The organism is Zhongshania sp. (genome assembly GCF_047636175.1).
Classification (GTDB): domain Bacteria; phylum Pseudomonadota; class Gammaproteobacteria; order Pseudomonadales; family Spongiibacteraceae; genus Spongiibacter.
Map to the genome: position 1 here is coordinate 25,855 of NZ_JBLIKC010000012.1, position 12,871 is coordinate 38,725.

Annotated in this window: 11 protein-coding genes; 6 read left to right on the plus strand and 5 right to left on the minus strand. The window is 51.9% G+C overall.

Annotation, left to right across the window (positions count from 1 at the left end):
- Positions 1-344 precede the first annotated feature (344 nt).
- Positions 345-2,642, plus strand: coding sequence for a DUF6351 family protein (locus ACI955_RS08900; protein ID WP_415243391.1), 2,298 nt, complete (start codon positions 345-347; stop codon positions 2,640-2,642).
- Between the two features lie 82 nt (positions 2,643-2,724).
- On the opposite strand, the gene ACI955_RS08905 is transcribed toward ACI955_RS08900, so the two are convergent.
- The 4 genes from ACI955_RS08905 to ACI955_RS08920 all read right to left on the minus strand — a co-directional run bounded on the left by ACI955_RS08905 (position 2,725) and on the right by ACI955_RS08920 (position 6,809).
- Complete coding sequence (locus ACI955_RS08905; RefSeq protein ID WP_415243392.1) at positions 2,725-3,789, minus strand: succinylglutamate desuccinylase/aspartoacylase family protein; 1,065 nt, start codon at positions 3,787-3,789, stop codon at positions 2,725-2,727.
- A 10-nt stretch (positions 3,790-3,799) separates the two neighbouring features.
- Positions 3,800-4,705 carry a 30S ribosomal protein S6--L-glutamate ligase gene (gene rimK / locus ACI955_RS08910; RefSeq protein ID WP_415243393.1) on the minus strand — a complete coding sequence of 302 codons (906 nt, stop codon included), beginning with the start codon at positions 4,703-4,705 and terminating at the stop codon, positions 3,800-3,802.
- A 64-nt stretch (positions 4,706-4,769) separates the two neighbouring features.
- Complete coding sequence (locus ACI955_RS08915) at positions 4,770-5,222, minus strand: ATP-dependent zinc protease (protein WP_415243394.1); 453 nt, start codon at positions 5,220-5,222, stop codon at positions 4,770-4,772.
- Between the two features lie 138 nt (positions 5,223-5,360).
- The gene (locus ACI955_RS08920) at positions 5,361-6,809 is read right to left on the minus strand and encodes a coniferyl aldehyde dehydrogenase (RefSeq protein WP_415243395.1); all 1,449 of its coding nucleotides are present in this window, start codon (positions 6,807-6,809) and stop codon (positions 5,361-5,363) included.
- A gap of 83 nt (positions 6,810-6,892) precedes the next feature.
- Between ACI955_RS08920 and ACI955_RS08925 the strand changes: the two genes are divergently transcribed.
- On the plus strand, positions 6,893-7,600 hold the full coding sequence (locus ACI955_RS08925; RefSeq protein ID WP_415243396.1) for an SIMPL domain-containing protein: 708 nt from the start codon (positions 6,893-6,895) through the stop codon (positions 7,598-7,600).
- Between the two features lie 200 nt (positions 7,601-7,800).
- On the opposite strand, the gene ACI955_RS08930 is transcribed toward ACI955_RS08925, so the two are convergent.
- The gene (locus ACI955_RS08930; protein ID WP_415243397.1) at positions 7,801-8,586 is read right to left on the minus strand and encodes a DUF2889 domain-containing protein; all 786 of its coding nucleotides are present in this window, start codon (positions 8,584-8,586) and stop codon (positions 7,801-7,803) included.
- Positions 8,587-8,720: 134 nt separating this feature from the next.
- Between ACI955_RS08930 and ACI955_RS08935 the strand changes: the two genes are divergently transcribed.
- The 4 genes from ACI955_RS08935 (at position 8,721) to ACI955_RS08950 (ending at position 12,699) form a co-directional block, all read left to right on the plus strand.
- Positions 8,721-9,101, plus strand: coding sequence for a DUF4345 family protein (locus ACI955_RS08935; protein ID WP_415243398.1), 381 nt, complete (start codon positions 8,721-8,723; stop codon positions 9,099-9,101).
- A 4-nt stretch (positions 9,102-9,105) separates the two neighbouring features.
- A complete protein-coding gene (locus tag ACI955_RS08940) occupies positions 9,106-9,912 on the plus strand; it encodes a DUF4126 domain-containing protein (RefSeq protein WP_415243399.1) in 807 nt (268 codons plus the stop codon).
- 220 nt (positions 9,913-10,132) lie between these two features.
- The gene (locus ACI955_RS08945; RefSeq protein ID WP_415243400.1) at positions 10,133-11,002 is read left to right on the plus strand and encodes an OmpA family protein; all 870 of its coding nucleotides are present in this window, start codon (positions 10,133-10,135) and stop codon (positions 11,000-11,002) included.
- Positions 11,003-11,061: 59 nt separating this feature from the next.
- Entirely contained in the window at positions 11,062-12,699 is a 1,638-nt protein-coding gene (locus tag ACI955_RS08950) for a ShlB/FhaC/HecB family hemolysin secretion/activation protein (protein ID WP_415243401.1), read from the plus strand.
- Positions 12,700-12,871: the final 172 nt, after the last annotated feature.

Sequence of the window (12,871 nt, forward strand, 5' to 3'; positions counted from 1 at the left end):
GGCTTAGTTCGTAAATCCTTCGGCGCTGTTTATCTTGCTTGATATGCTTTGCAGACATTGGGTCAGCAAATTCAGTCGGCTTTTTTATGGTTTATGGGCAAAAAATACAGATAGTAAAAACGGCGATATTGATTTGATGTTGGCCAGTGATACCGCCTCGTTATTCCAATCCCTTGAATAATCAGCGCTTTCCGCTTATCGCTATGAACCCCGCTTGTTTTTCTTTCCCGTTCTATACTTCTTTAACACTATGTAAGTTGACACTGCACATTTTCGCTATAAAGTATTCTAGTGATTTTGTTTAGTACAACAGTTCGCCTGCGTGCGAGCAGAGGGTATTAGCAGTGAATAAGAAAATAATAACGGCTCTTGTTGCCTTGGCCTTGGCCGGATGCGGCGGCAGCTCCAGTAGTTCTAGTGGGTCAGCAGCTGGCCCCGGAGACGCGGCGGAAGACACGGCTCAGCTTAGGGTATTGTCGAACCGGCCTGACTTGGTGTCGGCAGGTGATGTGTTGGTGGAAGTGGTTTTAGATAATGCCGCGGCGGCGGACGAGTTGGTATTGCTGCGTAATGGCAGCGATGTCACCAGTGTCTTGCAAGCGACGGCAGATAATCCGCTGCGCTTATTGGGTGTGGTTGATGGCTTGGCCGTGGGTGACAATACCCTCAGCACCAATATTGGCAATGACATTACCGTGGTGAATCATCCCTCGGGTGGGCCGGTCTTTACAGGCCCTCATATTCAGCCTTGGACTTGCCAAGATACCGCCACCGATGAGGATTGTAATCAGCCGGCGGAATACAAATGGTTGTATAAATCGACCAATCCGCAAAACGGTGGTTTGCAGCCCTACGACCCGGAAAGCCCGCCAGACGATGTGGCGATGACCACTACTGATACCGGCGAAACTCTGCCGTTTATTGTGCGTCAGGAAATTGGCTATCAGGCGCGGGATCAATACACGATTTTTACCCTGCAAAAACTGGGAGAAGAGTGGACGCCGGTGCAGCCTCAGTCGCAGTGGAACCGCCGTTTATTAGTCACCCACGGCGGCAATTGCCGTGGTGATTACGATACCGATTCACCGAAAACGGATGATTATTCCGGCACGATTCCTGAGAATCCGCTGATCGACCAGTCTTATATTACAGCGCTGGGATCGGGCTGGTCGGTGTTGTCTACCGCGCAGTTGAATCTTGGTCATAATTGCAATCTCAGCTATCAGGCGGAATCGCTAATGATGGCGAAAGAGCGCTTTATAGAACAATACGGCGAGTTGCGTTACACCGTGGGTACTGGCTGCTCTGGTGGGGCAATTACCCAAAATATGATTGCCAATGCCTACCCCGGTCTTTATCAGGGTTTGCTAACCACCTGCACCTACCCAGATGTGATGAGCACGGCGACGCAGTTTGCCGACTACCATATCTTGCTGCGTTACTTTGCCACTAATCAGAATGACCCGGCGCCCACGGCTCGCGACGGGACCGTCTTTGCGGTGTCTCAGCAAAATGAAATTTACGGTCATCGCAATGGTATTGTGAATGCCTCGCTTGCTGACTCGGCGCTGTTTGCCGACGCGGTAAATCCGGCATCTAGCTGTGGTGGGATCACTGCTGAAGAACGTTTTGATCAAGACACCAATCCGAGTGGTGTGCGCTGTGATGTGCTGACGTTTATGCAGAATATGGTTGGTGGGCGTGAGCGCTTCCCCGCTGAGGATCAGCTGCGTGATCATTGGTCGCAAATTGAAAAAGATCTGGGCTATGGTTTTGCTGGTTTCCCGCTGGGTAATGAAGGCGTGCAATATGGTTTGCTCCCGCTGCAGCAAAGTCTGATTACCCCGGATCAATTTTTAAAGCTGAACGTCAATATTGGTGGACTTGATCCGAGCTTAAATATTACTGCCGAACGCTTAAAACCAGATTATCCCGCACTGCCCAATGCCTATCGCACCGGCATTCTGAATACCATCGTAAATATGGATACCGTGCCGATTATTAATATGACCGGGCCTGATCCGGGCGCTGCCCACGACAGTGTGCATGGCTATTGGGTGCGTTGGCGTCTTGAGCGTGAATTTGGCAACCGCGACAACTTTGTGCACTGGGGTGGTTTGGCGCCGTTGATTGGTGACCCGAGTTATATGAACCAGTCACTGTTCGCTATGGCTCTGTGGTTGGATGCAATTGAGGCAGATGGCAGCGATACACCGCTGGCGCAAAAAATTGTCGCCAATAAGCCGGCAAGTGTGCAGGACCAGTGCAGTGGTGTACCCGGTCAAATGTGTCCAGAAGAGCTTATGCTGGTATTTGGTACGCCGCGCACCCAGGCGGGCGCCGACAAGTATGGTGATCAGGTGCAGTGCCAGTTAAAGCCGTTTAGCCGCGCCGATGATTATGGTTTGGGCAATGCTGCATGGCAGGAAGCGGACTGGCAGTTGCTAGAGCAAACTTTCGCCGGCGGTGTCTGTGATTGGTCGAAACGGCCATTGGAATGGCAGCGGACGATTACCTGGCTGAAGTATCAAGACGATACCGGCGATGTAGTTACTGGCGGTGAGCAAATGACGCCGGCAGATTTTCCCGCTGGTTGGGCTAGTCCCGCCTTTAGTAAGACTTGGACACCGGGTTGGCAGTAACCGTAGTTCCTTCGTTAGAATATTAAGCAATAGAAATTGATGGGGCCCTGGTAAAAAGCCAGCTTGGCCCCATTTTTTTCACTTAGCCCGCAATGGGTGGGTGGTCGTCGTAGTCATCTGCGATGGGGTAGATTTCCGGCTCAAAGGCTTCTCTAAAGGCATTAACCTGTTCCAGCGCTTCTTCGATATCGGCCTTGTATTTGGCAATGTGGAAGAGTGCGTCGCCTTCGTAAACGAGGGGCAAAAAAGTTCGGCCAATCACGATACCGTCTTCACTGGCGAGTATTTCTACATCAGAGCTACTGTCGCCAATGGGGTCTGAAATAATAGCGAGTACCGAGCCCTTGGTGACAAATGCGCCCAGTGGAACCAGCGCGCTTAGCGTCCCGCTGCCGGTGGCCCGCAGCCATGCGGACTGGCCGGTAATCATACTGCTGCGTTTGGGTTTTTTGCTTCGCGATGCGGGTAGCATACCGATATGGCGCATGACATTGAGAATGCCGCTGACGCCGGCGCGAATGGCAACTTCGTCAAAGCGCAGGGCTTCTCCGGCCTCGTAAAGTAAGACTTGGATATTGTTTTCGCTGGCGATTTCTCGCAGCGAACCGTCGCGAGTTGACGAGTGCAAAATCACCGGTGCCCCAAAACTTTCGGCCATGGCGAGGGTGCTTTTATCTTTAATGTCGGCGCGAATTTGCGGTAGGTTGCTGCGGTGTCTCGCGCCGGTATGTAAGTCGATGCCGTGGGTGCATTTCAATACCACGTCATTGAGAAACGTGTGAGCCATGCGTCCCGCCAAGGAACTCTTGGGCGAGCCGGGAAACGAGCGGTTCAGATCGCGGCCATCGGGTAGGTAGCGGCTGTTGTTTAAAAAGCCATGTACATTAACGATGGGAATGGCGAGCAGTGTTCCGCGTATTGAGCGCAGCGCCTTGTGTTGCAATAAGCGCCTAACGATTTCTACACCGTTTATTTCGTCGCCATGAATTGCCGCGCTAACAAATAGCGTTGGGCCTTCTCGGTGGCCGCGTATCGACTTCACCGTCATGGATAACTCGGTGTGAGTATAGAGCTTGGCGACCGGCAATTCGATCTGCTGGCGAGTACCGGCAAGAATATCGACGCCGGCTATAGTTAATTTTTTCATGGTGGCGTTTTCAGCCTGTTCCTCGAGTTTTGTTTTTATTTGGGCCAGCATTTTCTTCAATGAATTTTATGATTTCAACGGCCACATTTTTCTTGCTGGCGGTTTCTATACCCTCTAGACCGGGTGAAGAATTAACCTCCATGACTAAAGGCCCACGAGAGGAACGTAAAATATCTACGCCGGCAACATTCAGCCCCATAATTTGGGCGGCTTTAACGGCGGTGGCGCGTTCGGCAGGAGTTAGGCGGGTCAACTCGGCGGTGCCACCTCGGTGTAGATTAGAGCGGAATTCGCCACTCGCGGCGGTGCGTTGCATGGCCGCAACCACTTTCTTGCCAATCACTAGGCAGCGAACATCGGCGCCGCCAGCCTCTTTAATAAATTCCTGTACAAGGAAGTCGGCCTTTAGCTCGCGGAAGGCGTCGATAACGCTTTCAGCCGCTTTAGCGGTTTCTGCCAGCACAACTCCGCGTCCCTGGGTTCCTTCCAGTAGCTTAACGACTACCGGCGCGCCGCCCACCAACTTGATAAGTTCTTTGGTGTTGTGAACGTCATGGGCGAAACTTGAGATGGGCATGCCGACGTTCTTGCGAGACAGCAGCTGCAGCGCGCGGAGTTTATCCCGCGAACGGCCAAGCGCGACTGATTCGGTGAGACTGTAGGTGCCAAGCATTTCAAATTGGCGGATAACGGCCAGACCATAGGGCGTAATCGAGGCGCCAATACGGGGGATAATGGCGTCAAAATGCTCTAATTGCTCGCCCTTATACCACACGATGGGTTCGCGAGAACTGAGTTCCATATAGCATTTCAGGGTGTCCAGTACGCGCACTTCGTGGCCCCGTTCGGTGCACGCTTCAACTAGGCGACGGGTTGAATATAGGCGTCTATTACGTGACAGTATTGCTATTTTCATATTGAGTTTATCTCGATCTTACTGCGGATATATTGGCTGTGGCGTGCTGTGATTCGCCCAAGGCCTATTTAGTTCCCGGTATTTCCGGGGGATTCTGGCTAACACAGTAGGATCGACCGGGATCTACTGTGTAGCGATTTTTCATTGCAGTGCGGCCAACCAACATGCGGAACATCATTTCAGAGCGCCCTGCCAAGGTCATTTCTGCGGTGAAATGTTGTTCGCCGATGCAAATAGTGGTTTCAATAACATAGCGCATACTGCGGTGACCGCCAGAATCGGTGACTTGGCGATAGTCCTTTACGCGCGCTTTGCAAGGCACTGTAGTGCTGTCTTCGTGCTGTAAGGGGTGGACCTTGAACTCTACCCACGGCTCGCCGTCGATGTCGAATTTTTCAATATCGAAAGCGTGAAGTGAGGAGCTGCGAGCACCGGTATCAATCTTTGCCTTGATACCGGTGATTCCTAGGTCAGGCAGGCTGATCCATTCGCGCCATCCCAATATTGTCTGTGCCAAACCGTACCCCTGTTAGAGAGAACTTAAGATGGCAAGCATAGCGGCTTGGAATGTCTGGGAATAGCATTTTGAAATGGTATTTTTGCAGAGCAGTGCTAGCGTGAGCGGGGCGCCAGCACTGCTTATGGGGCGAAGGGTTTATTTTTTGATCATGGTATTAAGGGTCTTATCACATTTTTCGCCATAGGGCGGCAGCATGCCACCTAGTTTTTGCAAGTTGATGCTGCTTTGTTTATATACAGCCTTGGCATGACTAAAGGTTTTGAAGCCGTCGAAGCCGTGGTAGCTGCCCATGCCGCTGGGGCCAATCCCGCCAAAGGGTAAGTCTTCGCAGCTAACGTGGAAGATGACATCGTTAATGGTTACGGCGCCGGTGACAGTTGAGTCCAGCACGTGGCGCTGTTCCGCGCTGTCTTTGCCAAAATAGTAGAGTGCCAGAGGCCGAGGGTTGGCGTTAACGTAAGCGATGCAATCATCTACGGTAGTATAAGTTTTGACGCAGATGATGGGTCCAAAGAGCTCTTCTTGCATAACCAGCATGTCATCGCTGGGGTTTATGACCAGGGTGAGCGGCAGTTTGTGAGTACCTTGCTGCTGACTGAAATCTTCATTAGCGGGGTTTATTTCGCGAACATCGCCACCTTTCTGGCGAGCATCCTCTAAGTAGCTCAGTAGGCGTCGGTAATGGCGCTCATTGACGACGGAGCTGTAGTCCGGGTTATCCAGAAGATTGGGGAATAAATTGCAAATATAAGTGCTCGCCTCGGTGGTAAAGTCTTCCAGCTGATTTTCCGGCACAAATACATAATCTGGGGATAGGCAGACCTGGCCTACATTGAGAATTTTACCGGCAAAAATGCGTTCTACGGCGTCTTGCAGAGGGTAGCTTTTGCTAATAATTACCGGCGATTTACCACCTAATTCCAGGGTAACTGGCGTTAAGTTGTCCGCTGCGGCCCTCAGAATATGACGGGCGATACTGGTTGCGCCGGTAAAAATAAGATGGTCGAAGGGCAGAGCTGAAAAGCTGGCGCCGACGTCTGGTCCGCCATTGAAGACGGCTACCTCGTCGCTGGAAAAGTATTTGGCGGCAAGGGTTTCTAAAAGTGCGCCGGTTTGTGGCGTCACTTCTGAACACTTGATCATGGCGCGGTTACCGGCGGCGAGTACGCCGGCCAGTGGCGCGAATACGGTGTTGAGTGGGAAGTTCCAGGTGCCAATAATCCCGATGACGCCTTTGGGTTGGTACTCGACTGAGGCCTTGCCGCCCATTAAGTTCATGGGGACTGGCGCTTTACGTCGCTCAGTCTTCATCCATTTTTTAAGATGCTTCTTACTGTGTTTTAGGCACTCAATGGTTGCATAGATGTCAGACATCAGTGACTGATGGCTGCTGCGGTGGCCAAAGTCCAGTGCCAAGGTTTCGACAATCACGTCGCGATTATCAAAAACCAGATCAATGGCGCGTGATAGCCGGTCGATGCGTACTTCGGCACTGACAGCGCCCTCTTTGATGCTGAGTGCTCGCTGGTTGTCGAGAGTGGCGCGCATGGCTGAAATCACTGAGTTTTCGTTGAGGTTAGTCATTGTATTCTCCCTGTCGTACTCGTTAATGTTATTGGTGTGGCCGTTATCGGCCAAGCGTGAAAAGATAAATAAGGAATGTGCGAGTGAAAAGTCGGATGGGTATTAATTTTATGCGCGATATTGCGTTTGTCATGTGCACTTTGCTGCCGGCGTTTGCCACAGCTGCCACCTTGCCGAACGAGCCCCATGTGGTGGTTGCTGCGCGCGGCGAAGTAGAGGCTTTGCCGGATATTGCGCGTCTGCAGTTGCAGATTTCTGAAACCCGCGCTACCGCGGTAGATGCCAAGAACACCGTGGACGAGCGCACTGCTAAAGTCTTGGCCGCAGTGCGCGAGCAGGGAGTGCAGGAGGCTGATATTCGCGCCTCGCAGATTCGCATTTATCCCGACTACGAATGGCAAGATGGTAAGCGTTTGCTGCGTGGCCAGCGAGTAGAGCGCAGTGTTGACTTGACCCTGAATGATTTGAGTCGCTACGGCGCGGTGCTTGATGGTTTGGTTCGGGCGGGGATCACAGAGTTGGGTAACGTCAGTTTTGATTTGTCCAACCGCGATGCCCTGATGGCAGAGGCTTTGCAGGCGGCGATGGCCGATGCTAATACCAAGGCAGCGGTCTTGGCGGCAGGTTTTGGACGTCGAGTTGCCGGTGTTTATCACATTGATGAGGCTGCGGCGGGACCGGTTCGTCAAGAGCGCATGCTTATGATGGACGCTAAAATGAGCGCGGCGCCGATGTTGCTGGGTAAAGAAACCGTGAGCGCGAGTTTGAACGTGGTGTTCTTGCTGAAGTAATGCCGCGCCGGCGGTCGGTCTTGAGTTGTTTAAAGGTCGTCCATAAAAAAAGCACCCATAAAATGGGTGCCAAGCGGGGGTGCTACTATGGAGACCTTTAATGATGGGGTTAGTCACTAACAGTGAAGTTAGGCTACCCGTAGTAGTGCCGCGAAAATATTCGTAATTATGCGTACACATGTGACTTCTTTCGAAGTGGCTCATCTCAATGTTGGCTCAGAGAAAGTAAGCAGTTGCGTTGGGGTGTCACTAAAGTCGCGAGTGCTGCCGGCGGTGCGCCTGGCGACCTCGATTTGCGGTGAGCTGTAGCTAAAGCAGACGCCCAGCATCACATCGCTGTGTTCAAGGGCAGAATCGCCAGCTTGGGCGTCAATGTTATAGCGCCTGGCACTGGATACAAAGTAGCCTTTTTGCAGCGCAAACGCTGCCTCTTTAGCATCCTCACTAAAGGCCTTGTTCGCCCATTTACTAAAACCTTTGTATAGCACCTTGCCCGCTAGGGCTGCGGGCTGCTGGATTCCCCAGTTTAAGGTTTGCCAGCTGTGAATTAACTCGCCGTTGGCAAAGATCTCCGCACATACGGCCTCGTCACTGGGCTGGTCCTCGATGCAAATGTCGTATAGCCACTCTGCTTGTTTCCTGCTGGCATGACGAATAGCCATAAGTGCTAAATCTAGCAGGTGAGTGCAATTGCCGCCGGTGTCGACCTGTGGAATAAGTTCTTGGATATCTTCACACAGTGCTAGGCCGATAAGATTGCGAATGGGCTTTACAGCACCGGGGCAGGTGTCAAAGGGGATGCGGATGACCTCGCTTTGAATGTCGGTGACGTGTGCGCCATCGTGGGTGATTGTGCAGCGAAATGCGTGATTGGTATCCTCAAGCTCGCCAAAAACGGAGTTGCCGGTGGTCGATAAACGGATACGGCGTCGATAGCGACCTTGACCGTAATTCGGGTTTTCGGGGTAGTCTGTTGCCGCTGGCATACGTGTCCTCCACAATAAGATACGATATTAGCGTCTTAGTGACTAAAGAGAGTGACCGTTGCGGTCTATTTCAGTGACGGTTTCGGTCATCTCGATGTCGCTCTATAACATTACACAGTGAGATGGTGACTTTCATGGTGATATTTTTAATCTATTTGATGTTGTCTTGGCTGGGTATAGGCGCATGGCTGCTATACGATCCCGGTGCCTTAGAAGCTTATGCGGGGGTGGTGGCATTAACGCCTACTGGCGTAACAGAGTTGCGGGCGATGTACGGTGGTATGGAGTTAGCCATTGGCTGCGCGACTTTGCTTGCCCTGCTGCGGCCCCACTGGCGCTGCCACGTTTTGTTTTTAAATGGCGTTATTCTCGGCGGTATTGCTGCTGGTCGCTTGGTGGGAGTTGCACTGGACGGTAATATATCGGTATATACCTCAGCAGTATTGACCTTTGAGCTGAGCGCAGTGGCGATATGCTTGCTCCTAGCTCGTGGATTGCAGCGAAGCGGAGAATAAGACAGTGGAAGAATATCAGCAGCTAATTGGGATTATCTCCCTAACGATGGGGGTGGCATGGGCGAGTGGTCTTAATCTCTATGCTGCCATTCTGGTGTTAGGTTTTGCTGGTTCGACCGGCGGTATTGAGCTCCCTGAAAATTTGCAGATTGTGCAGGACCCAGCGGTGATGTTGGCCGCGGGATTGATGTACGCGGTGGAATTTTTTGCCGACAAAATACCTGGCGTCGATACCGGTTGGGATGCCTTGCACACCTTCATTCGGATTCCGGCTGGCGCCTTGCTCGCCGCCAATACGGTCGGCGATGTTACCCCCGCGCTGCAGCTTGCGGCAGGTATCGTTGGTGGCTCGGTCACGTCGGTAACGCATGCGGCCAAGGCCAGTACGCGAGTGCTAATTAACACTTCTCCGGAGCCGGTTAGTAATTGGCTGGCGTCCATCTCTGAAGACGTCGCGGTTTTTGGTGGCCTATGGTTGGCGCTAAATCACCCGGTGTTGTTCTTGATCGGCTTTATTGCATTCTTATTTTTGCTTATTTGGTTATTGCCAAAACTGTGGCGGGGGATAGCGCGAATTTTTCGCAAGATTGGTCAATGGTTGGGCTTGGCGGAGGAGACCCGCGAGGCAATAGAAGATCCTTCTGCACCTAAGAATTCGGCGCTGTATCCGGCGTCAACAGCAGCGCTATCAAGTCAGTCGCTGGTGGATGCTCTTCAGGGGCTGCAAGCTATGCATAAGTCTGGTGCCCTGAGCGATCTGGAATTTGAGCAAGCGAAAGCGTCGGTGATTGCAAAACATCAGCTGGCATAGCGTGTTATTTTGTGATCATGGTCACAAAACACCTTCCTGAAAGACGCCCTGGCGTGAAAAGGGGCATCATCGCGAATAAACATCATGCGCTGCTGTAATAAATGCGATTTAATCTGTGCGGGGCCTGCTCATACTAATATCAAATAGTGTGATCGGGCCCTCGTTAATTTACACGCTGTATCACGGAGGTGAGGCGGCGTTCAGGGGTCGAGTTGTCGAGATGATGGAACATAAAACAAATTATTCATATATAGCGGCATTATTCTTCGCCGTGTTGCTTTTCGGCGTGCCGGCTCACGCTGGTTTGTTGCGAGACGTACTGACTCAAACCGGTATTCTTGCCATTGTGACACCGGTGACGACAGCGGTGGGAATTGAGCTGGACGATACGGTTACGACCCTAGACGGTGTGGTTGGTAGCGTCCTTGGCGGTGATGGCGCGATGACGGACTTTAGTATGTCGGCACAGCAAACCAGTAATTTATTGGCCATGGATGCGCCGGCTCTGTCCGCGGTAAGTAATGTTGTCGCAGTGGTCTTTGCGCCCGAACCCGCTGACGATCAGCCGGCTTTATTTCCCCTTGTTAACCTTGACCCAGTGTTTGTGGTGGGACAAATTCAGACCAAGACATATCGCTGCAGTGATGGCGATGGCGACGGTATTTGCGATCAAGATGATCAGTGTTTAAAAACCCCGGCAGGGATCAAAGTGCTCGGCAACGGATGTTACCTCGACGGCCCGCGCGGAGTGGCGCTAGAGGGCGTTTATTTTGCTAACGACAGCCAAGAGTTGAGTGTGATGGCGCAGCAAGTTCTCCGCAATGTTGCCGAAGTGATTCGACAGTCGTCGGCGAATCTTATTGAGGTCGGCGGCTTCACCGATAATGTCGGTAAGTCAGATTATAATTTGCGTTTGTCGGCGGCGCGGGCAATGGCTGTCCGTGATTATTTATATAGTCTCGGCATTGAGCGATCACGCCTGCAGGTTAAAGGCTACGGTGAAAACTCGCCACGAGCCGAAAACACCAGCGCAGAAGGGCGTGCTAAGAATCGCCGAGTAGAATTAAAAATAGTAGAGCGCAACCAATAGCGAATCATGATGTGGCGCGTTCTGTCGCGCCGCAGTCTAAATGTATTAGGAGAATATGAATGGCAATTGATCTGCCTCCCGTCATGCCGCCGCAATTGGCGACCTATACTCAGATTGAGGCCGCAGCCCAGACCAATGCCGAAGCGATCACCGCAATTGTGGCCGGCATTACAATGCGCGTTATGGGTAATAAATATTTATCTCCGACTCAAATCACATCGATATTAGCGTCAGCAGAAACGCCCTCTGCGGCGATCACGGCGTTAACGCGACGTTATTACAATGCGGGTTATTTGTTGGTGAGTGTCAGCTACTTTCGTGTTGATGACACCGTTACCGTTTTAGTGAACCAGTCCACGGTAAAAGGGATGCGCGGCAATGCTGCGATTACAGCGCACTTCAATGGGCTTATTGGCGACCCCGATTTAAGTTTGGCCGAATTTGATCGCGCTCGCGTTCTGGCAGATTTGCAGGCGCAGCGTGCTGGGCTAGCGTATAGCATTGCGTATGAGCAGCACTACGACAATCAGGTTATTCTCGATTTTCGCGAAGTGCCCGTTGATGATGTCGACGCCACTGATGTGGTGCTGGAAATGAATAATAAGGGCAGCCGTTTTCTTGGCCGTTACTTTGGTTTAGCGGGCCTGCGACATCGCTTTGATAGCGGCACCGAAGCGAGCTTAGCTTACAAAACTATATTCGAAGATTTGGGCGAGGCGGGTGACGGCGAAGGTTATGAGCAGCTTGATATTAGTATTGAGCATCCGTTCACCTTCGGTTTGTATGGTGTAGATGCCACGCGTATTCAATACCAACGTCAGCCAAGGGTAGCGACTACCGGGGGTGGCGGGCTTGGCTTTTGCTTACCACCATTAATTGCTTGCACGCCTGCTGCCGGCGGGACGGTGGTAAATCTTGATGCTGAAATCGACATTGTTACTCTGTCTGGTGAACAGGTGCTGTACAGCAATCCCGTTCGACGCTGGTCGGTGTTTGAGCGTCTTGAGTATGTTAACTCCGAGATCCAATCTGACGTGCAATCCCAGCCCTTGCTAGATGAGTCATATCAAACCATCGAGTTCGGGGCTAAGTATTCAGTGCGCGGTGCACTGGCAGATGCGCCCTCTTATTTTAAAGCACAGCTATCAGTAAGGGCGGGTTTTGGTGATGGCGGCAGTTTAGAAACTGATAGCAGCGATGGGGTTGGGGTAGGCCAGCGATCGGCAGAATTTTTCATGCTGCGGCCAAAGTTGGGCTATAAATTTGCTCTGGCCCCGCATTACGAATTAGCTGTCAACCTAGATGGTCAGTTCGCAGATGACACCCAGCTGCCACAGCAACAGCAATATGTCTTGGGGGGGATGAACAGTCTTAGTGCGTATTTGCCGGGTGTATTGATTGGTGACAATGGCTATTTCGTGCAGACAAGCATAACCGCCAAACACCGGGTTTGGGGCATGCCCTTGGAAGCGTCAATTTTCGCCGAGTACGGTGCGACCAGCTTCAATGGCGTGTCTGGTGAATTGGCGTCGGCGCAGGCCTTGGCGGATGTCGGTGTACGTTTGAGTGCCACACTTGCTTATGGCTTTGAAACCGAGCTCGTGGCGGCGACGCCGCTGCTGGATGATGTGGTCGATAAAGCACGTCTTGATGCCTTAAAAGCTGATTTTTTTTGGCGTTTACGCTGGACCTTCTAAGCCGCTCTTAGCTTATCAATGCTGTTACTGTTATTTATGTAAACGTATTTATTTTCAAACCGTGGTCTAATGGCATCTACTGTATGGCGCTCAAATAGCGCCGCCGAGCAGAGTGTAATTAGGCTATCGCGCCGACGATGTGATCAATTCATTATTTCTTTTCCGTGCTGAG